Source organism: Streptomyces spiralis, assembly GCF_014654675.1.
Classification (GTDB): domain Bacteria; phylum Actinomycetota; class Actinomycetes; order Streptomycetales; family Streptomycetaceae; genus Streptomyces; species Streptomyces spiralis.
Window position 1 is genome coordinate 166,503 of the sequence record NZ_BNBC01000010.1, and the last position, 23,097, is coordinate 189,599.

26 protein-coding genes are annotated in these 23,097 nt (G+C 73.9%); 16 read left to right on the forward strand and 10 right to left on the reverse strand.

Going from position 1 to position 23,097, the window contains the following annotated elements:
- Positions 1-2: 2 nt before the first annotated feature.
- Genes IE318_RS13525 through IE318_RS13555 form a run of 7 tightly spaced genes read left to right on the forward strand, consistent with a single transcriptional unit; the run spans position 3 to position 3,809 of the window.
- Positions 3-266, forward strand: a complete 264-nt coding sequence (locus IE318_RS13525; RefSeq protein WP_189900014.1) for a gas vesicle protein GvpG — start codon at positions 3-5, stop codon at positions 264-266.
- A complete protein-coding gene (locus tag IE318_RS13530) occupies positions 263-1,045 on the forward strand; it encodes a PE-PGRS family protein (RefSeq protein ID WP_189900016.1) in 783 nt (260 codons plus the stop codon). The genes IE318_RS13525 and IE318_RS13530 overlap by 4 nt, the downstream gene beginning before the upstream one ends.
- On the forward strand, positions 1,042-2,211 hold the full coding sequence (locus IE318_RS13535) for an SRPBCC family protein (RefSeq protein ID WP_189900018.1): 1,170 nt from the start codon (positions 1,042-1,044) through the stop codon (positions 2,209-2,211). The genes IE318_RS13530 and IE318_RS13535 overlap by 4 nt, the downstream gene beginning before the upstream one ends.
- Complete coding sequence (locus IE318_RS13540; protein WP_030170690.1) at positions 2,208-2,564, forward strand: gas vesicle protein; 357 nt, start codon at positions 2,208-2,210, stop codon at positions 2,562-2,564. The genes IE318_RS13535 and IE318_RS13540 overlap by 4 nt, the downstream gene beginning before the upstream one ends.
- On the forward strand, positions 2,561-3,337 hold the full coding sequence (locus tag IE318_RS13545) for a GvpL/GvpF family gas vesicle protein (RefSeq protein ID WP_189900020.1): 777 nt from the start codon (positions 2,561-2,563) through the stop codon (positions 3,335-3,337). The genes IE318_RS13540 and IE318_RS13545 overlap by 4 nt, the downstream gene beginning before the upstream one ends.
- Positions 3,334-3,531 (forward strand): gas vesicle protein, encoded by a 198-nt coding sequence (locus tag IE318_RS13550; protein WP_030170696.1) that lies wholly within the window; start codon positions 3,334-3,336, stop codon positions 3,529-3,531. The genes IE318_RS13545 and IE318_RS13550 overlap by 4 nt, the downstream gene beginning before the upstream one ends.
- Complete coding sequence (locus IE318_RS13555; RefSeq protein WP_030170699.1) at positions 3,528-3,809, forward strand: gas vesicle protein K; 282 nt, start codon at positions 3,528-3,530, stop codon at positions 3,807-3,809. The genes IE318_RS13550 and IE318_RS13555 overlap by 4 nt, the downstream gene beginning before the upstream one ends.
- A gap of 52 nt (positions 3,810-3,861) precedes the next feature.
- Here IE318_RS13555 and IE318_RS13560 read toward each other — a convergent pair whose 3' ends face one another.
- From IE318_RS13560 to IE318_RS13570, 3 genes are all read right to left on the reverse strand, one after another.
- Positions 3,862-4,032 (reverse strand): hydrophobic protein, encoded by a 171-nt coding sequence (locus IE318_RS13560; protein ID WP_189900022.1) that lies wholly within the window; start codon positions 4,030-4,032, stop codon positions 3,862-3,864.
- Positions 4,033-4,091: 59 nt separating this feature from the next.
- Positions 4,092-4,919, reverse strand: a complete 828-nt coding sequence (locus IE318_RS13565) for a class I SAM-dependent methyltransferase (protein WP_189900024.1) — start codon at positions 4,917-4,919, stop codon at positions 4,092-4,094.
- 132 nt (positions 4,920-5,051) lie between these two features.
- A complete protein-coding gene (locus tag IE318_RS13570) occupies positions 5,052-6,545 on the reverse strand; it encodes a bifunctional phosphatase PAP2/diacylglycerol kinase family protein (RefSeq protein ID WP_189900026.1) in 1,494 nt (497 codons plus the stop codon).
- Between the two features lie 88 nt (positions 6,546-6,633).
- On the opposite strand from IE318_RS13570, the gene IE318_RS13575 reads away from it, so the two are divergent.
- Both IE318_RS13575 and IE318_RS13580 read left to right on the forward strand, forming a co-directional pair.
- Positions 6,634-7,383, forward strand: a complete 750-nt coding sequence (locus IE318_RS13575) for a histidine phosphatase family protein (RefSeq protein ID WP_189900028.1) — start codon at positions 6,634-6,636, stop codon at positions 7,381-7,383.
- Positions 7,384-7,632: 249 nt separating this feature from the next.
- On the forward strand, positions 7,633-9,252 hold the full coding sequence (locus IE318_RS13580; RefSeq protein ID WP_030170713.1) for an ABC-F family ATP-binding cassette domain-containing protein: 1,620 nt from the start codon (positions 7,633-7,635) through the stop codon (positions 9,250-9,252).
- A 9-nt stretch (positions 9,253-9,261) separates the two neighbouring features.
- On the opposite strand, the gene IE318_RS13585 is transcribed toward IE318_RS13580, so the two are convergent.
- Positions 9,262-10,377 (reverse strand): baeRF2 domain-containing protein, encoded by a 1,116-nt coding sequence (locus IE318_RS13585; protein WP_189900030.1) that lies wholly within the window; start codon positions 10,375-10,377, stop codon positions 9,262-9,264.
- A 57-nt stretch (positions 10,378-10,434) separates the two neighbouring features.
- On the opposite strand from IE318_RS13585, the gene IE318_RS13590 reads away from it, so the two are divergent.
- A complete protein-coding gene (locus IE318_RS13590) occupies positions 10,435-10,713 on the forward strand; it encodes a DUF6158 family protein (RefSeq protein ID WP_030170719.1) in 279 nt (92 codons plus the stop codon).
- A 92-nt stretch (positions 10,714-10,805) separates the two neighbouring features.
- Here IE318_RS13590 and IE318_RS13595 read toward each other — a convergent pair whose 3' ends face one another.
- The 3 genes from IE318_RS13595 to IE318_RS13605 form a co-directional block, all read right to left on the reverse strand.
- On the reverse strand, positions 10,806-11,348 hold the full coding sequence (locus IE318_RS13595; RefSeq protein WP_189900032.1) for a type 1 glutamine amidotransferase domain-containing protein: 543 nt from the start codon (positions 11,346-11,348) through the stop codon (positions 10,806-10,808).
- Positions 11,349-11,414: 66 nt separating this feature from the next.
- The gene (locus IE318_RS13600; RefSeq protein ID WP_030170724.1) at positions 11,415-11,867 is read right to left on the reverse strand and encodes a CBS domain-containing protein; all 453 of its coding nucleotides are present in this window, start codon (positions 11,865-11,867) and stop codon (positions 11,415-11,417) included.
- A gap of 36 nt (positions 11,868-11,903) precedes the next feature.
- On the reverse strand, positions 11,904-12,305 hold the full coding sequence (locus IE318_RS13605; RefSeq protein ID WP_189900034.1) for a DUF2795 domain-containing protein: 402 nt from the start codon (positions 12,303-12,305) through the stop codon (positions 11,904-11,906).
- A gap of 307 nt (positions 12,306-12,612) precedes the next feature.
- Here IE318_RS13605 and IE318_RS13610 point away from each other — a divergent pair, with 307 nt between their 5' ends.
- The 4 genes from IE318_RS13610 (at position 12,613) to IE318_RS13625 (ending at position 17,005) form a co-directional block, all read left to right on the forward strand.
- Entirely contained in the window at positions 12,613-13,410 is a 798-nt protein-coding gene (locus IE318_RS13610; RefSeq protein WP_189900036.1) for a SigB/SigF/SigG family RNA polymerase sigma factor, read from the forward strand.
- Between the two features lie 200 nt (positions 13,411-13,610).
- A complete protein-coding gene (locus tag IE318_RS13615; RefSeq protein WP_189900038.1) occupies positions 13,611-14,468 on the forward strand; it encodes a hypothetical protein in 858 nt (285 codons plus the stop codon).
- A 189-nt stretch (positions 14,469-14,657) separates the two neighbouring features.
- Positions 14,658-15,914: an aminotransferase class I/II-fold pyridoxal phosphate-dependent enzyme gene (locus IE318_RS13620; RefSeq protein ID WP_189900041.1), complete on the forward strand. Its 1,257-nt coding sequence runs from the start codon at positions 14,658-14,660 to the stop codon at positions 15,912-15,914.
- Entirely contained in the window at positions 15,911-17,005 is a 1,095-nt protein-coding gene (locus tag IE318_RS13625) for an MBL fold metallo-hydrolase (protein ID WP_189900043.1), read from the forward strand. Before IE318_RS13620 ends, IE318_RS13625 begins: the two co-directional genes overlap by 4 nt.
- A gap of 26 nt (positions 17,006-17,031) precedes the next feature.
- Here IE318_RS13625 and IE318_RS13630 read toward each other — a convergent pair whose 3' ends face one another.
- Positions 17,032-17,673 carry a DedA family protein gene (locus IE318_RS13630; RefSeq protein ID WP_030170743.1) on the reverse strand — a complete coding sequence of 214 codons (642 nt, stop codon included), beginning with the start codon at positions 17,671-17,673 and terminating at the stop codon, positions 17,032-17,034.
- On the reverse strand, positions 17,670-18,452 hold the full coding sequence (locus tag IE318_RS13635; protein ID WP_189900046.1) for an MBL fold metallo-hydrolase: 783 nt from the start codon (positions 18,450-18,452) through the stop codon (positions 17,670-17,672). Before IE318_RS13635 ends, IE318_RS13630 begins: the two co-directional genes overlap by 4 nt.
- Positions 18,453-18,536: 84 nt before the next feature.
- On the opposite strand from IE318_RS13635, the gene IE318_RS13640 reads away from it, so the two are divergent.
- Together IE318_RS13640 and IE318_RS13645 are read left to right on the forward strand one after the other, a co-directional pair.
- Positions 18,537-18,974 (forward strand): hypothetical protein, encoded by a 438-nt coding sequence (locus IE318_RS13640; RefSeq protein ID WP_189900048.1) that lies wholly within the window; start codon positions 18,537-18,539, stop codon positions 18,972-18,974.
- Between the two features lie 126 nt (positions 18,975-19,100).
- Complete coding sequence (locus tag IE318_RS13645; protein ID WP_229903502.1) at positions 19,101-21,209, forward strand: alkaline phosphatase family protein; 2,109 nt, start codon at positions 19,101-19,103, stop codon at positions 21,207-21,209.
- A gap of 20 nt (positions 21,210-21,229) precedes the next feature.
- Here IE318_RS13645 and IE318_RS13650 read toward each other — a convergent pair.
- Positions 21,230-23,097: VWA domain-containing protein (locus IE318_RS13650; protein WP_189900052.1), on the reverse strand; the 1,868-nt coding region annotated here is incomplete at its 5' end.

Consider the following 23,097-nt stretch of genomic DNA (forward strand, 5'->3'; position numbering starts at 1 on the left):
CCATGGGACTGATCACGGAAGTGCTGCTGCTGCCGTTCGCCCCCGCACGCTGCAGCGGCTGGGCGATCAAGCAGGTGCTGCGCGAGGCGGAGCGCGTCTACTACGACCCGGCCACCGTCCAGGCCGAACTCGGACGGCTGGCACAGCGGCTGGAAGCGGGCGAGATCACCGAGGAGGAGTTCGACCGTCAGGAGGACGAGCTTCTGGACCGGCTGGCGGTCGGCATGCGCGGGGGACCGGGGACAGGCGAGGGGACGGCACTATGAACAGGATGGGACTCGGCCTCGCGGTAGGGGCCGGATACCTGTTGGGACGTACGAGGAAACTGAAGCTGGCCGTCGCCGTGGGCAGCCTGGCGGCGGGCAAGAAGCTGAACCTCGGCCCGCGCGCGGTGGCGGACCTGGTGAACCAGCAGCTCAAGGACAACCCGCAGTTCAAGGAGATCGGCGACCAGCTGCGGCACGATCTGCGGGGCGTCGGCAAGGCAGCCTCCGGCGCCATGGTCGAACGGCAGATGACCACGCTCGCCGACCGGCTGCACGGCCGTACCGCACAGGTCCGCGACCAGCTGGCCGGCGCCGTGCCCGACACCGGCGGTGGGAAGCGGCGCGGCGGTGAGCGGGCGACCCGGGACCGCGGGCGCGAGGACGAGCCTCCCGAGGACGAGCACGAGGAAGGGTACGAGGCGGAGCACGACGACGAGTACGACGACGACTACGACGACCGGGAGGGCCGCGAGGCCGACGGGGAATCGGAGGCCACCGGCGAGTCCGGGGAGTCCGGCGAGGACGACGAGTCCGGCGGGCCGCGGCGGCAGCGCTCGCGGAACGCGCCGGCGAAGGAGACCGCCCAGAAGGCCCGGGCCCGCGCGCCGGGCAGGAAGCCGGCGAAGAAGGCCCCCGGCGAGAAGGCGGCGAACGCGGCGAAGAAGGCCCCGGCCCGCGGGACGGCCGGGAAGAAGCCGGCCGCGAAGGAGACGGCCGCGGCCGGCGGCGCGAGCCGCTCCGCGCGCTCCCGGAACCCGAAAGGTGGCGGTGACCGATGACCGAGATCCTCGGTTCCGCGAAGAACGCCACCGGCCGTGCGGCCGGCGCGGCGACCAAGGAGACCCCGCTGGCCGCCCTGGCCCACAGCGAGGCCGCCGACCGGCTCAAGGCGGAGGCGCAGGAGTACGTCGCCGCCCAGGCCGAGCGGCTGCTGGCCGGCTTCGGCCACAAGCTCGGCGATGCCACCGGCAAACTGAGCGACATCGCCGAGGGCAACAGCCCGGGCTTCGCCAAGCTCGCCCTCGACGCCGGCCGCAAGTTCGCCGAGGGCAAGGGTCCGGTGCGCTCCGTGCTGGAGCTCGGCGCCTCGCGTGCCAAGGACAACGTCATGGGCGCGCTGAAAGGCCTCGGCGGCGGCAAGGGCAAGCGCAAGGGCCGCGGAGGCAACAAGCCCACCGTCATCATGGAGTACATCGATGTCGGTGTGCCGCTGCGTACCGCATACGACCAGTGGACCCAGTTCCAGGACTTCAGCACCTTCGCCAAGGGTGTCAAGAGCGCGAGCCGCGCCGACGACACCACGTCCGACTGGCAGGCGAAGATCTGGTGGTCCAGCCGCAGTTGGAAGGCCACGACCACCGAGCAGATACCGGACTACCGCATCCAGTGGACGTCGGAGGGTGCGAAGGGCAGCACGAAGGGCGTCGTCTCCTTCCACCGGCTGGAGGAGAACCTCACCCGCGTCCTGCTGGTCATGGAGTACTACCCGAGCGGCTTCTTCGAGAAGACCGGCAACATCTGGCGCGCCCAGGGGCGTCGGGTCCGGCTCGACCTGAAGCACTTCGCCCGCTTCATCACCCTCAAGGGAGAGGCGGAGGACAGCTGGCGCGGGGAGATCCGCGACGGCGAGGTCGTCCGCAGCCACGAGGACGCGGTCGCCGAGGAGGAGCGGGAGAACGAGGAAGAAGGCCGGGAAGAGGACCGGGAAGAGGACCGGGAAGAAGGCCGGGAAGAGGACCGGGAAGACGACGAGTACGAGGAAGACGACGAGGACGAGGAAGAAGAGGACGAAGGCGACGAGGACGAAGAGGACGAAGAGGACGACGAGCAGGAGGAGGCCAAGGGCCGCGGGACGTCCGCGGACGACGAGTATCCCGAGGACGACGGCGAGGGCGACGAGGAGTACGAGGAAGAGGAGTACGCCGAGGGCGGGAGCCGCCGATGACGACGCCGAGCCGGCTGCCCGAACCGTACGGCCCGAGCAGTGGCGCCAACCTCGCCGACATCCTCGAACGGGTGCTCGACAAGGGAATCGTCATCGCGGGCGACATCCGGATCAACCTGCTCGACATCGAACTGCTCACCGTCAAGCTCCGGCTCATCGTCGCCTCGGTCGACAAGGCCAAGGAGATGGGCATCGACTGGTGGGAGAGCGACCCGGCGCTCTCCTCCCGGGCCCGTCGTGACGAACTCGCCCGGGAGAACGCCGAGTTGCGCGAGCGCCTGGCCCGGCTCGAGGAACTGGAGCAGGGCACCGGCCGTACCCGCGGCCGTACCCATCCGAAGGAGGCATCATGACCGGACTGCGGTACGTCTACGCCGTCTGCCGCCCCCTCGGCGCGCCCCTCCAGGCACAGCTGACCGGCGTCGTCGGCGCGCCGGTCAAGCAGCTGCCCCACCACGGCCTCATCGCCGTCGTCAGCGAGGTACCGGAACGGGACTTCGCCGAGGAGCCGCTGCGCGCCCATCTGGAGGACCTGGACTGGCTCTCCGCCACCGCCCGCGCCCACCAGGGCGTGGTCGACGCGCTCACCGTCGTCACCACCCCGCTGCCGTTGCGGATGGCCACCGTCTTCCGGGACGACAGCGGGGTGCGCACCATGATCGAGTCCTGTGAGGAGCACTTCCGTGCCACCCTGGAGCGGCTCCAGGGACGTGTGGAGTGGGGGGTCAAGATCTATCTGGAGGCCGAGCAGCCGCAGGAGGCGACGGTCGCGGAGCCCGAGCCGAGGGCCGCGTCCGGCCGGGACTATCTGCGCCGGCGGCGCCAGCAGACGATGGCCCGCGAGGACGTGTGGGAGAAGGCCGAGGCGTTCGCGACCCGGCTGCACGAGAAGCTCTCCGCGTTCGCCGAGGACTCCCGGTTGCACGCACCGCAGAACGCCGCTCTTTCCGGCACCGCCGGACGGAACGTGCTCAACGCCGCCTATCTCGTGCCGCGCGCCCATTCCGAGGAGTTCGTGGAAGTCGTGGACCGGACGAAGGACGACGCGCCGGGGCTGCGCGTGGAGCTCACCGGGCCCTGGGCGGCGTACTCCTTCGCGGGGGAGCTGCCGCAGGAGGGGGCATGACGGTCGTCGAACGCCGGGAGATCGCCCTGGTCGACCTGCTCGACCGGCTGTTGGCCGGCGGGGTCGTCATCACCGGGGACATCACCCTGCGCATCGCGGACGTGGACCTGGTGCGGATCGACCTGAACGCCTTGATCAGCTCGGTGAACCGGCAGGTGCCGTCCCCCTTCGAGATCCCGGAGGTGCTGTCTTGACCCCTCGCAGGCGTCTGGACCTGGAACCCGACACGGTGGAGCGCGACCTCGTCAAGCTCGTCCTGACCGTCGTGGAACTGCTGCGCCAGCTCATGGAGCGCCAGGCGCTGCGCCGTTTCGACGAGGGCGATCTGACCGAGGAGCAGGAGGAGCGGATCGGGCTGACGTTGATGCTCCTGGAGGACCGCATGGCCGAGCTGCGCGACCGCTACGGGCTGCGGCCCGAGGACCTCAATCTGGACCTCGGGCCGCTGGGACCGCTGCTTCCCCGGGAGTGACGCGTGTCTCCCCGGAGATGACGTGCGCCGGGCCATCACCCTTACCGCCGGGTTACCACCTGTACCAGCGAGCCCGGCCTCCGCCTGCGGCCGTCCCATGGATCAGGAAGCCCAGCAGCCAGACGACGAGCACCGCCAACGCGATCCACCAGAGCACCTCCACCGCGAATCCGGCCCCGAAGAGAACCAGTGCCAGAAGCAGTACGAGCAGGATGGGAACCATGATGACCTCCTGCTCTCCGGGTGTCCCGAAAGCGGCACATCATTCCGGTGGGCCGGACGTCAGCCGTCCTTGCGGCACAGAATTTCCCCATGCAGTACGGCGAACCAGCCGTCCTCCCGCTCGCCCCACTCCCGCCACGCCCGTGACACGACTCGCAGCTCCTCCTCGGTCGCGTGGCCGCCCCCGGTGGCGCGCTCGGCGTAGGCCGACGCCAGGGTGCGGTCGGCCCACAGGCCGCTCCACCACTCGCGCTCGGCCGGGGTCGCGTACGTCCAGGTGCTGGACGTGGCCGTGACGGCGGCTTCCGTGAAGCCGGCGGCCAGCGCCCAGGAGCGCAGCCGGCGCCCCGCGTCGGGCTCGCCGCCGTTGGCGCGGGCCACCCGCTCGTACAGGTCCAGCCAGGCGTCCAGGCCCGGCGCCTCGGGATACCAGGTCATCGCCGCGTAGTCCGCGTCCCGTACGGCGACGAACCCGCCCGGCTTCGTCACCCGCCGCATCTCGCGCAGCGCCTGCACGGGGTCGCCCACGTGCTGCAGCACCTGGTGGGCGTGGACCACGCAGAACGTGTCGTCCGCGTAGTCCAGGGCGTGCACGTCCGCGACCGCGAAGTCGACGTTGCCCAGCCCGCGTCCGGCGGCCGTGGCGCGGGCCTGCTCCAGGATGCCGGGCGCCCGGTCGACACCCGTGACATGCCCGTCGGGCACCAGTTCCGCCAGGTCCGCGGTGATGGTGCCCGGCCCGCAGCCGATGTCCAGGATCTTCATGTGGGGCTTCAGCGAGCCGAGCAGGTAGGCCGCCGAGTTGGCGGCGGTGCGCCAGGTGTGCGAGCGCAGCACGGACTCGTGGTGGCCGTGCGTGTAGACGGCCGTCTCCCGCGGTTTCGGCATGGCTGTACCCCTTCTCGTCACCTGGCCCCGCACGGGCCCGCGGCCCCGGGGCGGTACGGATCACGGTAAGCGCGTATGCCGAATGTTGAGACCCGCGTTTCGTAATGTGGACTGACGGTTGGTCACGGACGATCAGCGGGCCCGCAGCGGCCGGTACACCGTCAGCGCCTCCGGCAGCTTCTCCAGCCGGACCTCGCCCTCGACCTCCGTGACCTCGCCGTCGTAGGCGAGGAGGGTGCCGGGCGCCAGGCCGGTCAGTCGCAGCCGGCCCACCTGGACGGCCGCGTGCGCCGGGGAACGGGTGAGCGGGCCCGCGAGGGCCGCCGACAGCAGCCGCAGGGCCGGCCTGCGGCCACCGTGCACGACCCGCACGTCGAGCACCCCGTCCGCCAGATCCAGCCGGCGGCCCGGCGCGAGGCCCATGCGGTGGTAGGTGCCGTTGCCGGCGAACAGCAGCCACAGCGGGTGGCGGCGCCCCTGGAACTCCGCCTCCAGCGGATGGCGGTCCGCGCGCAGCACCCGCAGCGCCGCCAGCACCCCGGCCGGCCAGCCGCCGATCCGGTCGGCCCAGCGCTCGCGCTCGCGCACCAGCTCCGGGTACACACCCAGGCTGAAGGTGTTGAGGAAGACGCCCTGCCCGCGCTTCGAGCTGAAGCGGCCCACGTCCACCCGCACGCCCTCGCCCCGCTCCAGGGCGCCGGCCAGGTCCCGTACGTCCTCCACGCCCAGGTCGTAGGCGAAGTGGTTGAGGGTGCCGCCGGGCAGCACGGCGAGCGGCAGGCCGTGCCGCAGGGCGGCCCGCGCGGCCGTGTTCACGGTGCCGTCGCCGCCGCACACCCCGAGCACCCGGGCCCGGCCGGCCGCCTTCTCCGCCTCGGCGGGGAGGTCCTCCGGCTCGCACACGACGACCTCCGCCCGCGGCAGCGCGTCGCGCAGCGCCCGGGCCCGGTCCGCGGTGCCGGAGGCGTTGTTCGTGACGAGGACCAGGCCCTCGCCCCCGGGCAGCGCGGGCACGGCGGCCCGCGGCCGGGCGGGTGCCGCGATCTGCGCACGCGTCGGCACCAGGCCCCGTACGGCGAAGGCGGCTCCCGCGCCGAGTGCCGCCCCTGCCAGCACATCGCTCGGGAAGTGGACGCCGGTGTAGACGCGGGAGACCGCCACCGAGAAGGCCACCGGTGCCACGGCCGCGCCCCAGCCCCCGGACTCCAGGGCGACGCCGGTGGCGAAGGCGGAGGCGGAGGCCGCGTGGCCCGACGGGAAGGACGTCGTGATCGGCTGCCGCTGGAGCCGGCGCACATGCGGCACCGGGTCCAGCAGAGGCCGGGGGCGGCGCACCGAGCGCTTGCCGAGCGTGTTGATGGTCAGCGACGCCAGGCCGAGGGAGGCCAGGCCGCGGGCCGCGGCCCGGCGGGCGCGCGGCGTCCGGCTCGCCGCGATCGCCGCCGCGGCCGCGAACCACAGCACGCCGTGGTTCGCGCTCCTGCTCAGCCGGGGCAGCACGGGCCCGGCGCCGGGCCAGTGGCGCTCGGCCGCGGCCTGGAACAGCCGGGAGTCCAGGGCGAGCAGCCGGGTCAGGATGGCGTGGGCGCCGGTTCGCGGGGCGGTGAGGTCGACATCTGGGCTCATACGGGCACCGTTACCCTGAAGTGGCCGTTTCCTGCGCGTGGGGGCGCGCGGGACGACGCCACCGCCTCCTTCCGTTCCGGGAACCCGTATGCGCCTGCTCCTCGTACGCCACGGCGAGACCCCGTCCAACCTGGCCTCCCTGCTGGACACGGCCGTACCGGGACCGGGACTGACCGAGCTCGGCCGGCGACAGGCCGCCGCGCTGCCCGATGCCCTCGCCGAGGAGGACATCGAGGCCGTCTACGCCTCCACCCTGGTCCGCACCCGGCTCACCGCCGCACCGCTGGCCGCCGCCCGCGGGCTCGAGGTGATCGTCCGGGACGGCATCCGCGAGCTCGCCGCGGGCGGGCTGGAGGGGGAGCCCGGCGACTCCGAGCGCGGCCAGGTCTACCTGCGGACGTTCCTGGCCTGGGCCGCCGGGGACCGCGAACGCCGGATGCCCGGACCGGGCGGCGAGACCGGGACCGAGGCACTGGCACGGTTCGACGCCGTCGTCGAGGAGGCCGCCCGCAGCGGGGCCGGGACGGTCGCCATGGTCAGCCACGGCGCTGCCATCCGCCTGTGGACCGCGGTCCGCGCCCACAACCTCGACGCCGCCTTCGCCGCCGCCCACCCGCTGCGGAACACGGGCGTGGTGATCCTGGAGGGATCGCCCACCGACGGCTGGAAGGCCCTTTCCTGGGCCGGCGCCCTCGTGTCCCCCGCCCGCGAGGGCGGCCCGGCGGGACAGCCCGTGGACACCGCGTACGGCACACGGCCGGACACCCCGAAGGACGTCCCGCCGGACGCCTCACCGGACCTCCGACCCGGCGCCCCGTACGGCCACGACACCCCATAGGGGGTGTCTCGTCGATCATGCCGGGCTCGCGGCGGCCGGCACCGCACCTCGCCGCGTTGTCGTCGGTCGCCGATGCTCCGCATCGACTCCCTCCTCCGCCTTGCGATGTTCCCCCACTGCCTGAACGGCGTGGGAGGTGCCCCCACCACCAGCCGCCGCTCCCTGATCCGGCCTGATCGACGAGACACCCCCTAGCACGCCGAATAAGCGTTTGCCGGGATCCCGGCGGCGCCGTCAGAATGTCCGACCATGGGACATCTGGAAGCCGCGCACCTGGAGTACTACCTCCCCGACGGGAGGGCGCTGCTCGGCGATGTGTCCTTCCGGGTGGGTGAAGGCGCCGCGGTGGCGCTCGTCGGTCCCAACGGCGCCGGCAAGACCACCCTGCTCCGACTGATCTCCGGCGAGCTGAAGCCGCACGGCGGCACCGTCACCGTCAGCGGCGGGCTGGGCGTGATGCGACAGTTCGTGGGGTCGGTGCGGGACGAGACGACCGTACGCGACCTGCTCGTCTCCGTCGCCCCGCCACGGATCCGGCAGGCCGCGCGGGCCGTCGACGCGGCCGAACACGGCATCATGACACTCGACGACGAGGCCGCCCAGCTCCGCTACGCGCAGGCCCTCGCCGACTGGGCCGAGGTGCGCGGCTACGAGGCCGAGACCCTGTGGGACATGTGCACCACCGCCGCGCTCGGGGTGCCCTACGAGAAGGCGCAGTGGCGCCAGGTGCGGACCCTGTCCGGCGGCGAGCAGAAGCGGCTGGTGCTGGAGGCGCTGCTGCGCGGCACCGACGAGGTGCTGCTGCTCGACGAGCCGGACAACTACCTCGACGTGCCCGGCAAGCGCTGGCTGGAGGAGCGGCTGCGCGAGACCCGCAAGACCGTCCTCTTCGTCTCCCACGACCGCGAGCTCCTCGCCCGCGCCGCCGAGAAGATCGTCTCCGTCGAGCCCGGCCCGGCCGGCGCCGACGCCTGGGTGCACGGCGGCGGCTTCGCCACCTACCACGAGGCCCGGCGCGAACGCTTCGCCCGCTTCGAGGAGTTGCGCAGACGCTGGGACGAGAAGCACGCGCAGCTGAAGAAGCTGGTGCTGAACCTCCGCCAGGCCGCCTCCGTCAGCCACGAGATGGCCTCCCGTTACCACGCCGCACAGACCCGGCTGCGCAAGTTCGAGGAGATCGGCCCGCCGCCCGAGCCGCCGCGCGAGCAGGACATCCGGATGCGGCTGAAGGGCGGCCGCACCGGCGTACGGGCCGTCACCTGCCAGAACCTGGAACTGACCGGCCTGATGAAACCCTTCGACCTGGAGGTCTTCTACGGCGAACGGGTGGCCGTCCTCGGCTCCAACGGCTCCGGCAAGTCGCACTTCCTGCGGCTGCTGGCCGGCGAGGACGTCGCGCACACCGGCGGCTGGAAACTCGGGGCGCGGGTGGTGCCCGGCCACTTCGCCCAGACCCACGCGCACCCCGAACTCCAGGGCCGCACCCTGCTGGACATCCTGTGGAAGGAGCACTCCCAGGACCGGGGCGCCGCCATGTCCCGGCTGCGCCGCTACGAGCTGACCGGCCAGGCCGAACAGCCCTTCGACCGGCTCTCCGGCGGCCAGCAGGCCCGGTTCCAGATCCTGCTGCTGGAACTGGAGGGGGTCACTGCCCTGCTCCTGGACGAGCCCACCGACAACCTCGACCTGGAGTCCGCCGAGGCGCTCCAGGAGGGCCTGGAGGCGTTCGAGGGCACGGTCCTCGCGGTCACCCACGACCGCTGGTTCGCCCGCTCCTTCGACCGTCACCTCGTCTTCGGCAGTGACGGCAGGGTCCGCGAGACCCCCGAGCCGGTCTGGGACGAGCGCCGGGTGGAGCGGGCGCGGTAGCGCCCGGCGTCACCTCCAGCGGAGGATGGCGCCCAGGCCGCCCGACGGCGCGCCCTCGGCCGTGGCGGCCACCGGCTCCAGCGACAGCGCGATGGCGTCCGTGGTGACCGCGGAGCGGATCAGGGCGTCGTCGGCGCGCGCCGGCCAGGACCGCTGCTCGCCGAGGGTCTTCAGATCCGTGCGGCGCACCGCGAGCTGGTCCGGATCCTCGCCGATCCACACCTCCTGGTGGGCGTCGGCGCCCTCCGGGATGATCAGCAGCTCCTCCAGACGGTGCTCGCGGGCCGCCTCGACCAGCGCGGGTATGCCCTCCACGGCCGCCGCCCGCCCCTCGTCGTCCGGGGCGCGGGCCGCCCGGAAGCGGTCCAGCTCCTCCTCGACACGCTGGTGCACGTGCTCGGCGCGGATCCGCTCCACGTCCTCGTCCAGCAGCCGGCTGCCGGCGCCGTGGGTGGCTTCCACCACGCGGTCGTCCAGCCGCTGCGGCAGCCGCTCGCGCACCTCGCGCCGCTCCCTGTCGTCACCCACGAGGATCAGCAGGTCGGCCTGCGTCTCCTCCTGGCACACGCTGAGCGCGTCGGCGATCTCCGCCGCGTTGTGCTCCCAGGTGTTCTCCACCTTCAGCTGGAAGTGCCGCTCGGACCAGTCCACGTTGCTCGTCCGGTGGATCGGCCACTGCTGCCCGACCACCGTGCCGGCCTCCTTGCGGCCCAGCGCACTGCGCAACTCGAAGTCCGCGCCCTTGCGGTCGACATACGCCACGATCGCCACCGGGTCCTCGCCCGCCAGCTCCAGCAGCGGCGCCACGCGGGGCAGCGGCGCCCACTCCGCCCAGCTGATGCCCCGGGGCGGCCGGGCCAGGGGCGGGTCGAGGACGACCCTGCCGTCGCGGGCGAACAGGGCCCGCCCGTGCGGGTCGGGGGAGTGGCGCATCTCGTCGATCGCGGTCTCCACGGCCCGGCAGGTGGCCTCGTCAGCGCCCTGCCCCGCCAGCTCTCGGGCCATCGCCTGGGCCGTCAGGCGTATCTCCTGCGCGGTGTCCTCCGCCTTCCGCGAGGTGTTGACGTACACCGAGGCCCAGGGCCCGGGCTGTTCGTACAGTGGATGCAGAAAGGCGAGATCCATGGCTCCCTCCCGGAGGCCGTTCGGTGGTAGTCCACGCCGGGCGGGTACCCGTACCGCATGAACGAACACGACGAGCGGGGCATCACCATGACCGGAGTCGACCCGGACCGGCTGGACGACCAGCAGCTCATGAAGGAGCTGGAGACCATCCACCGCACCCGCCACGACACGCTGCTGTACGGCTCGAACGACGCGCTGCGGGCCCACAACGAGCGCATGGCGCAGCTCGAGGGCGAGTACCTGCGCCGCAACCCCCGCCGCACCGTCGCCGCCGGCCGCACCCGCGAGGGAGCCCGGGAACGCGGCTGCGGCGAGTCGGCGGCTCCCCACGCCTGACCCCGCCGTCACCCGCCTCGCGACGCCGTCACCCGAACGTGCCCGCCGGCGTGCTACCTGCGGTACGCCGACGGGCACTCCACGGCCCGGATTCAGCCGGCCTTCTGCGCGAACACGTCCAGGAACGCCTGGCAGAACGCCTTCAGATCGGCCGGCTTGCGGCTGGTGACCAGCTTGTTCGGGCCGTTCTCACAGATCTTCACCTGCTCGTCGACCCAGGTGCCGCCCGCGTTGCGGATGTCCGTGCGCAGGCTCGGCCACGAGGTCAGCACGCGGCCGCGTACGACATCGGCCTCCACCAGCGTCCACGGCGCGTGGCAGATCGCGGCCACGGGACGGCCCTGCTCGAAGAAGTCCCGCACGAACGAGACGGCCTTCTCGTCCATCCGCAGGAAGTCCGGGTTCGCCACGCCGCCCGGCAGGACCAGCGCGTCGAAGGAGTCGGCGGAGGTGTCCCCGACCACCTCGTCGACGGGGAACGTGTCCGCCTTGTCCAGGTGGTCGAACGCCTGGATCTCGCCGGACTTGGTGGACACCAGCACGGTCTCGTGGCCGGCGTCCTGCGCCGCCTTCCGGGGCTCGGTCAGCTCCACTTGCTCGACGCCCTCGGGTGCGGCCAGAAATGCGATGCGCATGATGCTTCGACGTCCTTTCGTCGTGCTTCTTCTCTCGCCGGTCGGCCGTCCGGCTTCCCTCGCCCGTCAGCCGTCCGGTGCGTCCGGTCCGTCCGGGCCGCCGTCCGGCTCGGCGCGGCTGATGTCGGCGAGCGCCGAACGCGGGTCCCGGGCCTCCGCCAGGTCGCCCAGGCTGACCATGCCGACCGGCAGGCCGTCCTCGACGACGGGCAGCCGTCGTACGGCGTGTTCGCGCATCAGCGCGACGGCCGCCGACACCGGGTCGTGCGGGCCCACGACGAGCGGATGGGACGTGCACACGGCCCGCGCGCTCACCGCCTGCGGATCGAGGCCCTCGGCCACGGCCCGCACCGCGATGTCGCGGTCGGTGAGCATGCCGACGATGTCCTGCCCGTCGGCCACCACCACGTCTCCGATGTCCTGGGCGCGCATCAGCCGGGCCGCCTCGACGAGCGAGGCGTCGGGGCGGACGGCCACCACGCCCGGTGTCATGACGTCCCTGACGTATTCAGCCCTCACTGACGCCCTACCTGCCTTTCCGCCCGGCGCCGGGGTCTACGCACGGTCCTCCCGGGCGGGCCGCTCCGTGCGGGTGAGTTCCTTCGCCAGCTCCTGCACATTGGCGTAGTGAGCCTTGCGCGGCAGCCGCTCCAGTGCCTCGATCAGCGCGTCGGGCGCGTTCTTGCGGCGCAGTGTGCGCGCCAGTTCGCCCGGGCCCGCGGGAAAGGCGCTGCGGCCCAGGATCCTGGCCAGCTCCAGGCGCACGGTCTCCAGGGAGGCCCGGGACGCGCCCGGCGCCACCGGTCCGCCCCAGACCTCCGGGTCGTCCTCTGCGCTGGGCTCCGGGTCGTGCCACTCCTCGGTCCGCGTGGGATGGCCCGACCTGAGCAGGCCCTGCAGCTCGTGTTTCATCTCGTCGTCACGGTGGACACTCAGCCGGTCACTGCCTCGCTGCATGTCTCCCTCCACATCGTCGGGGGTGGCCACCGCGTACCCGTGCACGCGGAGCCGACACGGCATTTCCGCGCCGGATGGTGGCCCGCACGCCACACCGCCCGGAGCGGGCCCCGGCCGGGGCCGGCTCCGGCGGCCGGGCGTTTGCCGCCGGAGGCCGGGGGCAGGCGCACACCCAGTGCTTCGGACCCAAGCCACGTCCGTGGAGGCGGCGCGCGAGTCCGCGCGCGTGGGCGGCCGCTCCGGAATCCGCGTCCGCGCTCCCACGGAGACCGTCCACCCAGAGCACTCCAAGGGAGCTGCGAGCACCATGCTGCATACGCGAGCGAACGCGAGGCACCACCCGCACGACGACGCCCCGGAGACCTCCGAGGCCTTCCGCCGGCTGGCCGAACTGCCCCCGGGACGGCGGCGCGACGCCGTCCGCGACGAGATCGTCGAGGCCTGGCTGCCCATGGCCGAGCGGATCGCCGGCCGCTTCCGCAGCCGCGGCGAGAGCCTCGACGACCTGCGCCAGGTCGCCGCCCTCGGCCTGGTCAAGGCGGTCGACCGCTACGACCCCGGACGCGGCAACGCCTTCGAGAGCTACGCCGTGCCCACCATCACCGGCGAGATCAAGCGCCACTTCCGCGACCACATGTGGACGCTGCACGTACCGCGCCGCGTGCAGGACCTGCGCAAGCGCGTCCGGTTCGCCCAGCAGGAGCTGTCCGGGACGGTCTCCGGCCGCGGCCCCACCGTCGCCGAGATCGCCGAGAAGGCGCACCTGAGCGAGGAGGACGCCCGGATCGGCCTGGAGGCGCTGGAGAGCTCCGCCACCCTCTCCCTCGACGCGGAGCTGCCCGGCAGCGAGGAGGCCCACCGCCTGGTCGACGCACTCGGCTCACCGGACCCCGCGCTGGACACCGTCGTGGACCGCGAGGCCGTCAGGCCACGTCTTGCGGCGCTGCCCGAGCGCGAGCGGGCCATCCTGTACATGCGCTTCTTCGGTGACATGACGCAGAGCCGGATCGCCGAGCAGCTGGGCATCTCCCAGATGCACGTCTCGCGTCTCATCACCCGCAGCTGCGACCGGCTCCGCGACCAGGTGATGCGGGACATGCCGTAAGGCCTGTCGGCAACAGGGGCTACGGGGGTGTCTCGTCGATCCCCCTGGGCCCCGGCGGTGCGCCCCGGCGTCACCCGATAGGCCGTTGGCGTCCCGCGAATGGGGCTCGGCATCGCGCGGCCCGGGGCGCCGCGGGCTGTGATGGCTGGGACGGCTCGAACGCCGTACGTCCGCCGCCCCCCGGCCCGAGGAGCCCCGCAATGCGCCGCAGCACCCGCCACGCCCTGTCCGCCGCCGTCCTGGCCGGCCTGATGACGGGCACCGCCGCGTCGGCCGCCGTCGCGGTGGAGGCGGCGGAGGCCGGACCGACCCCGAGCAGCCCCCGGCAGGCACGTGGGCCGGGAGACCTTCCCGGCCCCGGATCCCGGCCGCAGGCGGCACCGTCCCCCGAGGCGGCCGTCCCCGGCACGGTGCTCCCCGGCCCTTCCGTGGACCAGCTCCTGCTCGGCCCGCAGGCCCTCGACCAGCAGACCCTGCCCCTGCTGCCTCCCACGCCGGACCAGGCCCCGGGTGACCCCGGCGGCTACCCGCGCGAGTCCGGCGGCCACCTTGTGGCCCCCGACCCGACGGACCACTCGGTCCAGGGCCCGACCGACCCCGTCGACCCGAACGGCATGACGGGCGGGACGGGCGGGACGGACTCCACGGGGAAGACCGATCCGAACGGCAGGATCGATCCGAACAGCACGTCCGACCCGACCGGCAAGTCCGATCCGACGTACGACCTGTCGCGCCCCTCCGGTCCCTCCTCCGACTCCACCGGCTCCACCGGCTCCTCCGACACCGGCGCGTCCCGCGGCGACAGCGCGCAGGACTCCTCCGGCGGCCGGGACACCGACGAGTCGGGCGGCGACGGGAGTTCGGACACCTCGTCCCACGACTCGGGGTCCGGCGACTCCGGCGGGTCGGACAGTCCGCCCCAGCACGGTGTGGAGGCCGGAGCGGGCGGGGCGTTCACCGGGTCCCTGCCGGCGCTGATCGGCGGCGGCGCGCTGATCGCGTCCGCCCTGGGCGCCGCCGGGCACCGGATGTGGCGCCGCCGGAGCGCCGACGGCTGACCCGCACCCGTCCCGGCACCGGGGCCGCAGGACGCCGTACGGGCCGCAGTCCCGGGTGACTGGCCTTCGCGACCCTCCGGGGCACCCATGGGACGGCGCCCGCCTGGGTACCCGCACGCGCAAGGCCCGACGGCGAGCCCAGGCCCGACGGTGAGACGACACGGCGGCGAGGACTGCGCGGAGGTTGCCATGCGGCGGACGGACCCGGAAGGGCACGGCCCCGTCCGCTACGGGCCGTCGGCCCTCCCCGACGACGGACTGCCGGTGCTGCCCGAACTGTCCGCCGCGCTCGCCGCGGCCGCGGGCCGGAGCCGGGCCCGGGACAGACCGATCGGAGGCGGCACCGCGCTCCTGGACGCGGCCGGCGGCTACTGGCGGCGGCGCGGCCTGCCCACCCGGCCCGAGCACGTGGCGGCCGGGCCCGGCGCGCCCTCCCTGCTGCTGGCGCTGACGGCCGCGCTCGGCGGCGACGTCCTCGTCCCCCGGCCCTGCGCCGCCTGGTGGGCGCCGTACGCGCGTCTGCTCGGCAGACCGGCCTTCCCCGTCGCCACCCCGGCCGAGTGCGGCGGTGTACCCGACCCGTACGCCCTGCTGGAGACCGTCCGCAGGGTTCGCGCGGAGGGCGGCGACCCCCGGCTGCTGGTGCTGTCCGTCGCCGACGACCCCACCGGCACGGTCGCGCCGCCGGAGGTGCTGCACGAGACCGTGGAGGCCGCCGCGGGCGAGGGCCTGCACCTGGTCAGCGACGAGACCTGGCGCGACACCTGGCACACCCCGCACGAGACGATGCTGCTCAGCCCCGCCGAGATGCTGCCCGAACGGGTCACCGTGGTCACCGACCTGGCCGGCGCGTTCCTGCCCAGCGGCTGGCCCGCCGCGATCGCCCGCTTCCCCGTCGGAACCACCGGGGACGCCCTGCACGCGCGCGTGCTCGACATCCTCACCGCGCTGGACGCCCGGATCGCCGAACCCGTCGCCGCCGCTGCCGCCTACGCCCTGGACGAACCCGAACCCGTCACCGCGCGCCTGACCGCCACCGTGCGGCTGCACGCGCGCGTGGCCCGCGCCCTGCACGCCGCCGTCGTCGCCGCGGGCGCGCTGGCCCTGCCGCCACAGGCCGGCCGCCACCTCTACGCCGACCTCGGCCCGCTGCGCCCCGCCCTCGCCGCCCGGGGGGTCGGCGACGCGCAGGAACTGGAGGACTTCCTCGGTGCCCTGCTGGGCATGCCCACGCCCGGCGGCCACCGCTTCGGCGACGATCTCGGCGCGCTGCGTGTGCGGCTGTCCACCACGGAGCTGCTCGGTGACACCGAAGAGGAGCGCACGGAATGCCTCCTGTCGCCCACGCCGTTGGAACTGCCGCACCTGCAACGCGCGTTGATCTCCTTGAGGTCCGTCTTCGACGATCTTCGCGACGACGCTCAGCGATGGGAGCCTCCTCGATGACGCAGCAGTCCGAGCCGACCACGTCCCCGTCCGCCACCGCGACCACGTCCACGACCACGCACGCCCGGGAGGCCGACGAGGCCGCGGCACCTCTCGCGTCCCGGCGGACCGCCGTCCCGTTCCCGCCGCAGGCCGAGCCCCGGCCGCCGGCGGAGCGGCGGCTGTGGCCGCGCACCTTCCACGACCGGCTCACCGCCCCGCTGCCCGGCCTGAAGGCCTTCGCCCGGTTCGCCCGCGAGGGCTCCGTACGCCCCGGCAAGGAGGGCCTGGCCGACATCCCTCTGCTGCCCTACGAGCCCGGCTCGCCGCCCCGTGTGGACGCCCGCACCGTCGCCGTCACCTGGGCGGGGCACGCCAGTTGGGTCCTCAGGATCGGCGGGCTGACCGTGCTGACCGACCCGGTGTGGTCCCGCCGCATCATCGGCACCCCGGCCCGCATCACCCCCGTCGGCGTCGCCTGGGAGGCGCTGCCGCCGGTCGACGCCGTCGTCATCAGCCACAACCACTACGACCACCTGGACGCGCCCACCCTGCGCAGACTCCCGCGGGACACACCGGTGTTCGCGCCGGCCGGACTCGGCCGCTGGTTCCGGCGCCGCCGGTTCACCCGCGTCACCGAGCTGGACTGGTGGGAGGCGTCCGAACTGTCCGGGGTCCGCCTCGACTTCGTGCCCGCGCACCACTGGTCCAAGCGCACCCTCACCGACACCTGCCGCAGCCTGTGGGGCGGCTGGGTGCTCACCGACCCCGACGGACAGCGCGTCTACTTCGCCGGCGACACCGGCTACGGCCACTGGTTCTCCCGTATCGGCCGCCGCTACCCCGGCATCGACCTCGCCCTGCTTCCCATCGGCGCCTACGACCCGCGCTGGTGGCTCAGCGACGTCCACTGCGACCCGGAGGAGGCCGTGCAGGCCGCCCAGGACGTCGGCGCCCGCCGCATGGCCCCCATGCACTGGGGCACGTTCGTACTGTCCGCCGAGCCGGTCCTGGAACCCCTCACCCGCGTCCGCGCCGCCTGGGACAAGGCGGGCCTGCCCCGGGAGGACCTGTGGGACCTTCCGGTGGGCGGCTCCCGGATCCTGGAGTGATCCTCCGAAGGGACGCGGTCGGCCGGTCAGCCGGACCGGTGGACCGCGGCCGAGCGCCGGACGCGGCGCCAGACGCCCGGAGCCGCACCGATCAGCACGGTCAGGGCGACGGCGGCCACCACACCCTCCCAGGGCTCCGGGAACAGGGAGCCCCCGAGGATGCCGATCACCTGGTACGTCGCCGCCCAGGCCAGACAGGCGGGAAGGTTGCCGCGGGAGAAGCGCCGCAGCGGCCACTTCGCCAGCAGACAGGCCAGCATCACCGGTACGCGGCCGGCCGGCACGAGACGGGACAGCACCAGCACGGCCACTCCGTGTTCGGACAGCTTCTCCTGGGCCTGCTCCAGCCGGTCCCGCGGTGCGCGCGAGCGGATCGCCTCCAGCCAGCGCGAGCCGTTCCTCGACCCCAGCCCGCGCCGCCCCAGCCAGTACAGGGCCGCGTCCCCGCAGAACGCGGCCAGCGACGCCGTCGCGAACACCAGTGCCAGCGAGAACGGCGCCGTCTGATGCACGGCGACCACCGCCGCCGAACTGACCAGCGCACCCGTCGGCACCACCGGCACCAGCGCCCCGATCAGCACCAGCAGGAACAGCGACGGATAGCCGATCGCCTGCTGGGTGGACTCCGTCGGCACCACCGTCGCCGCGGCGGCGGCCAGTCGTATCACCGGGCGACCTCCAGGCGCACACTCTCCCCGTGCCCCAGCCGGTGCACGGCCACGCCCGGCGCGCGCAGCGCCGCGAGGCGCACGAACTCGTCGCCCGGCGCATGGAACTCGTGGGGGCGCACGGCGTCCATCCCGATCGGCCAGTACGTGCCGTAGTGCACCGGCACCGCGCAGCGCGGCGCGAGCCGGGCCAGCGCCTGCGCCGCCCGCCCCGCGTCCAGATGCCCCTCGCCGAGGTACGGACCCCAGCCGCCCACCGGCAACAGCGCCACGTCGACCGGGCCGACCTCCTCGGCCATCGTCTCGAACAGGCCGGTGTCACCGGCGAAGTACGTCCGCGCCTCGCCCTCGACGACGTAGCCGAGCGCGGGCGAGCGGTGCGGGCCCACCGGCAGCCGCCGCCCGTCGTGCCGGGCGGACACCACCCGCACCACGACGGCACCGACCGAGACCCGCTCCCCGGGCGCCACCTCGGTGATCCGCAGCCGCCCGGGCCGTCCGAGCCGGCGCAGCCCCGGCACCGCCCGGAGCGCGCCCCGGGGCACCAGCAGGTGGGTGCCCGGGGCGAGGCGGTCCAGCGAGGGAAGGTGCAGATGGTCGGCGTGCAGATGCGAGACGAGCGCCACGTCCGTGTGCCAGGCGCCCGGCGGCGGCAGCGCGCCCCGGCGGCGCCGCAGATGCGCGAGGCGGCGGGCGAACAGCGGATCGGTCAGCACACGGACGCCCGAATCCTCGACCGTGCAGGTCGCGTGACCCCACCAGGTGATCTCCACCGGCACCTTCTTTGCCTCCTTCGCGGACTCCCCCTGAGCCTACGTGCGGCGGTAGGGTCGGCGGCGCAGCCCGGAGGTGAGGGGGACGCCATGGGAGAAGTGCGCGATGCCCGCGGCGAGGCCGCCACGACGCCGGTCCGTGTGACCGCGATCGCCAGCCTGACACCCCTGGAGGAGCTGAACGACGAGCCCTTCCTCGTGGACTCCCGCGGCCAGCACGCGATGTGCGCCCGCTGGGCGGCCGAGCGCGGCTATGTGGTCGCCCGTGAACTCCTGGTCCGCGGCCTGCGCCCGGACCACTGCGCCCTGTGGGACGGTGTCCGTCCCGGCGTCGACGTGTTCGTCGCGCCCAGCCGCCGGGTCCTGGAGCAGGCGCTGTCCTCCGTCGAGGAGTTCACCGCCGAGTGCGCGCGACGCGGGGTCCGGGTGGAGACCGTGGGCCAGGCCGAGCCGTCCTACGACGCCCAGATGAAGGCCCGGGTGCACCGCCGCCTGTCCATGCCCACGGCCGGCTACGACGGCGGATAGCGCCGCGCAACGGGCCCGCCGTCGGGCGCGCACCGAGCCGCTCCGGCGCGCAGGGCTCCGCCAGGCGTGTGACAAGCTGGGGCAGGTTCGTGCAAAAGTTCGGCTCGGAAGGTGAGGAGCGTCGGCGTGCGTGGCGGGTGGTGGCGGCGGGCCGCCAGTCAGGTCGGGCGGAGCGTCGCCGTGTGGGGCGTCTCCACGGTCACCATGCTGGTGCTGGCCGGGATCCTGCCGGACTTCCAGCTCCAGTCCGCCGACGGCGACAGCGCCACCACCATCGCGGTCACCGCCGCGCTCGGCGCCGGCGCCTTCGGTGTTCTCTCCGCCGTCGTCTGGCCGCTGCTGGTACGGCTGCTGCTGCTCGTGCCCGCCCTGGTCCTCGGGCTGCTGGTGTTCTTCCTCAACGGCTCGCTGCTCCTGCTCGCCCTGCGCGTCAACCCCTCCGGCCAGCCCGAGGCGGCCCCCGAGACCGCCGTCATCGTGGCCGCCGCGATGTCCGCGGTCGCCTCCGCCACCGGCGCCGCCCTGGCCGTCCGCGACGACGACGCCTACCGGCGCCGCCTGGCCCGGCTCGCCGACCGCCGCCGCGGCCGCCGGCCGCCCTGCGACTCCACGCCCGGCACCCTGGTCGTCCAGCTCGACGGCGTCGGCCACGACGTGCTGCGGGACGCCGTGGACGAGGGGCTGATGCCGACCGTGGCGCGCTGGCTCGGCGCCGCACCCGGCCGGGAGGACGGGGACCACCGGGAACCCACCCACCGGATCGTTCCCTGGCGCACCGACTGGTCCAGCCAGACCGGCGCCAGCCAGCTCGCCATCCTGCACGGCACCAACCACGACATCCCCGCCTTCCGCTGGTACGAGAAGGACACCGGCGAGGTGATGGTCTGCAACCGCCCCACCAGCGCCGTCGAACTCCAGCGCCGCGCCGTCGCCCGCACCCGCGACGGCGGGCTGCTCACCGCCGACGGCGCCAGCCGCGGCAACCTGTTCAGCGGCGGCGCCGGTGAATCCGCCCTGGTGCTGTCGGTGTCCGCCCGGCGCGGCCCCGGCAACCGCTCGCGGGCCGGCTACTTCGCCTACTTCTCCGACCCCGCCAACGCCGTCCGCACCGCCCTGTCGTTCGTCGCCGAGGTCGCCCGCGAGATCGGCCAGTCCCTGCAAGCCCGGATCCGCAGGCAGCGCCCGCGCGTGTCCCGGGGCGGCCTGTACCCGCTCGTCCGCGCCTTCGCGACCGTCGTCGAACGGGACGTCGTCGTGGCCGCCGTCATGGGCGACCTGCTCGCCGGGCGCACCGCCGTCTACGCCGACCTCGTCGCCTACGACGAGGTGGCCCACCACTCCGGTCCGCGCAGCCGGGACGCGGCGAAGGTGCTCGGGCGCCTGGACCGCGCGCTGGCGCTGATCGAGAAGGTCGCCGAGCACGCCCCGCGCCCGTACCGGATCGTCGTCCTGTCCGACCACGGCCAGAGCCCCGGCGAGACCTTCCGCGCCCGCTACGGCCTCACCCTCGGCGACCTGGTGCGGGCCGGCTGCGGGCTGCACGTGCCGCGCAGGGCGCGGAGGACCCGCAGCGGCGCCGAGGCACGGGCCGCCGTACGCGCCGCCCTGCGCCGCCCTGTCGAGGAGGGCGGCGAGCACCACCGGCCCGCCCGCCACTCGGAGCCGCTGGTGCTGGCCTCCGGCAACCTCGGCCTGGTCTCCTTCCCGGACGTGCCGCACCGGATGAGCCGGGAGGAGCTGGACGCCCGCCACCCCGGACTGCTGACCACCCTCGCCAACCACCCCGGCATCGGCTTCCTGCTGGTGCGCAGCGAGGAGCACGGCGGCCTGGTGCTCGGCGCACGCGGCGCCGAGATACCCCTGGACGAGCTCGACGGCGACCCCGGCCCGCTCGCCGCCTTCGGACCCGGCGCCGCCGACGCCGTCCGCCGCACCCACTCCTTCCCGCACGCCCCCGACATCCTGGTCAACTCCTTCCACGACCCGGCCGACGGCGAGGTCCTCGCCTTCGAGGAGCAGATCGGCTCCCACGGCGGCCTCGGCGGCGCGCAGACCCGCCCGTTCCTGCTGGCGCCGCTCGCCTGCTCCCCGCCCGTGGCGGCGGACGGGGAACTCGTCGGCGCCGAACAGATCCACCGCGTGCTGCGCCGGTGGCTGCGCGAGGCCAACGGCCCGCAGGTGCCGCTCCCGGCGCAGGCGGAACCGGGACCGGCACCGGAGGAGCGGGCCGCCTGACCGGTGCGCCGGTGGGCGCCTCAGTACTGCGGCCAGAACCCCGACCGGACCTTGCCGAAGTCGGTCATGGCGACGACCGCGGTCGCCATGGGCGAACCGGGGGTGGTGTCGCTGAACGACATCACCGTGTCCAGCGAGTCCGCGAGCGTCATCAGCTTCCGCAGGGTGACCTGGTCGTCGCGGAACTCCTTCGCCGGCACCTTGCTGTGGACGCCCTGGAGCACCTGGATGTGGTTCGTCAGCCGCTTCTTCGCCGAGTCCCGGTCGCGTGCGTACAGGTCGTCCAGCGCGTGGAAGGTGACCTCGCTGGTCCACAGGCCGACCGCGTGCACGGTCACGGTCTCCTCGGCCAGCGTGAACCCCGTCGACAGGTCGATCTCGTGCCGGTGTCCCTCGCGGGTGACCGTGTCGACGTACTGCACGGTGGCCGAGCCCGCCTCCGGTGCCTCGCCGCCGGGCGGGACGGCGAGTTCCAGCACGATCCAGTACGTCTCCCCGAAGGCGAGGTCGGGCGCGAAGATCCGGATGCCCTTCTCCTCGGTGACGAGGTCCGGCAGGGGCTCGGCACCGTAGTCGGCGCGGGCCTGCTCGGCCGCCCGGCCCACCTCCCGCAGCACCGCCGCCCGGGCCCGGGGATCGGTGACCAGGTCGTGGCCGTACAGGTGCCGGATCTCCACGTCCGGCGCGATGTCGAGTCTGAGCTGGATGTCGATGGCGGCCAGGTGGTCGCGCCGGCTCAGGTCGGCCAGAAGGTCGGCGCCCACCTGCTCGGGCCGGGTGACGAACGTCGAGTGGCCGCCCGCGAGCCCGGCCAGCGCGGCCAGCTCGGGCATCCGGGCGTCGGACCCGAAGCCGAAGCACGACAGGGTGAGGTCCCCGCGGAGCTTGGCCGCGACGTTCGTGCGGATCCGGATCCAGTCCCGCTCGCCGGAGGTCGGGTCGCCGTCGGAGAACAGGTACAGACAGTTGACCGTGCGCCCGCCCACGGCGTTGCGGCCGATCTCGTCGATGCCGTACTGCACCCCGAGGTTGATGTCGGTGCCGCCGTCGGCGCTCAGCGCGGACACCACCTGGGCGAACCGCTCGGGCGGCAGGTCCCGCTTGGCGGTGGCGGCCAGCACGGTGCGCACATGGTGGTCGAAGGTGATGATGCCCAGGCAGTCCCCGGGCCGCAGCTTGTCGAAGAGGGCCTGGAGGGCAGCCTTGACACAGTCCAGTTTCTCGCCGTGCATCGAGCCGCTGGTGTCCACGACGAACACGAAGTTGACGGGCAGCGGCTCGGCCGGAGTGTCCTCGGGGTGGGCCTCGCCCGCCTTGAGGGTGATCTCCAGGAAGTGGGTCGTCGCCTCGTCCGCCTTGAACTCGCCCCGGACCGAGGCGAGTCCGTGACTCACCGCGACGGCCCGGCCGGGCGGCGGTCCGGGCACCTGGTCGGTGCGGGCCGCCACGAAGTCGTCGAACCGGATCTGGTCCTGCCCGATGATCACGCCCTGCTCGATGAGATCCCGCACCCCGAGCGGGGAACGGGTGCCGAAGGCGTTGTTGCGCCGGATGAACAGGCCGTCGTGGGGGAGGGGGCCGGCGGTGCGCCGGAAGGGCGGGGGACGGTGGCCGACGGCTCCGGCGCTCTGGCTGACACCGGTGGACCCCGCCGCGGAGCGGCGCCTTTGGTCTCTGCGGTCCACGGCCGCGAGGTACTGCGCCGTCTCGCTCGCCTCTTCCGTCATCTCGGCCAGGCGCGGAAGCACGGTGGCGTGCTCGGCGCGCGCCGAGCGCCGGAGCGTCCACAGATGCTCGTCCCCGGCCCAGTCACCGAGCGGCGAGAGTCGCCGGGCGCCCGGCCTGATCTCGCGCCCGTCCCGCAGCCACCGCCACAGCAGCCCGTCCG

Bases quoted from the DNA above. Each gene is read 5' to 3' on its own strand.
- IE318_RS13540 (WP_030170690.1), top strand. From the start codon at position 2,208: ATGACGACGCCGAGCCGGCTGCCCGAACCGTACGGCCCGAGCAGTGGC.
- IE318_RS13570 (WP_189900026.1), bottom strand. From the start codon at position 6,545: ATGAGCCCAGATGTCGACCTCACCGCCCCGCGAACCGGCGCCCACGCC.
- IE318_RS13610 (WP_189900036.1), top strand. From the start codon at position 12,613: ATGCTGCATACGCGAGCGAACGCGAGGCACCACCCGCACGACGACGCC.
- IE318_RS13580 (WP_030170713.1), top strand. From the start codon at position 7,633: ATGGGACATCTGGAAGCCGCGCACCTGGAGTACTACCTCCCCGACGGG.
- IE318_RS13530 (WP_189900016.1), top strand. From the start codon at position 263: ATGAACAGGATGGGACTCGGCCTCGCGGTAGGGGCCGGATACCTGTTG.
- IE318_RS13575 (WP_189900028.1), top strand. From the start codon at position 6,634: ATGCGCCTGCTCCTCGTACGCCACGGCGAGACCCCGTCCAACCTGGCC.
- IE318_RS13590 (WP_030170719.1), top strand. From the start codon at position 10,435: ATGAACGAACACGACGAGCGGGGCATCACCATGACCGGAGTCGACCCG.
- IE318_RS13565 (WP_189900024.1), bottom strand. From the start codon at position 4,919: ATGCCGAAACCGCGGGAGACGGCCGTCTACACGCACGGCCACCACGAG.
- IE318_RS13525 (WP_189900014.1), top strand. From the start codon at position 3: ATGGGACTGATCACGGAAGTGCTGCTGCTGCCGTTCGCCCCCGCACGC.
- IE318_RS13560 (WP_189900022.1), bottom strand. From the start codon at position 4,032: ATGGTTCCCATCCTGCTCGTACTGCTTCTGGCACTGGTTCTCTTCGGG.
- IE318_RS13545 (WP_189900020.1), top strand. From the start codon at position 2,561: ATGACCGGACTGCGGTACGTCTACGCCGTCTGCCGCCCCCTCGGCGCG.
- IE318_RS13625 (WP_189900043.1), top strand. From the start codon at position 15,911: ATGACGCAGCAGTCCGAGCCGACCACGTCCCCGTCCGCCACCGCGACC.
- IE318_RS13595 (WP_189900032.1), bottom strand. From the start codon at position 11,348: ATGCGCATCGCATTTCTGGCCGCACCCGAGGGCGTCGAGCAAGTGGAG.
- IE318_RS13535 (WP_189900018.1), top strand. From the start codon at position 1,042: ATGACCGAGATCCTCGGTTCCGCGAAGAACGCCACCGGCCGTGCGGCC.
- IE318_RS13605 (WP_189900034.1), bottom strand. From the start codon at position 12,305: ATGCAGCGAGGCAGTGACCGGCTGAGTGTCCACCGTGACGACGAGATG.
- IE318_RS13640 (WP_189900048.1), top strand. From the start codon at position 18,537: ATGGGAGAAGTGCGCGATGCCCGCGGCGAGGCCGCCACGACGCCGGTC.
- IE318_RS13550 (WP_030170696.1), top strand. From the start codon at position 3,334: ATGACGGTCGTCGAACGCCGGGAGATCGCCCTGGTCGACCTGCTCGAC.
- IE318_RS13585 (WP_189900030.1), bottom strand. From the start codon at position 10,377: ATGGATCTCGCCTTTCTGCATCCACTGTACGAACAGCCCGGGCCCTGG.
- IE318_RS13615 (WP_189900038.1), top strand. From the start codon at position 13,611: ATGCGCCGCAGCACCCGCCACGCCCTGTCCGCCGCCGTCCTGGCCGGC.
- IE318_RS13620 (WP_189900041.1), top strand. From the start codon at position 14,658: ATGCGGCGGACGGACCCGGAAGGGCACGGCCCCGTCCGCTACGGGCCG.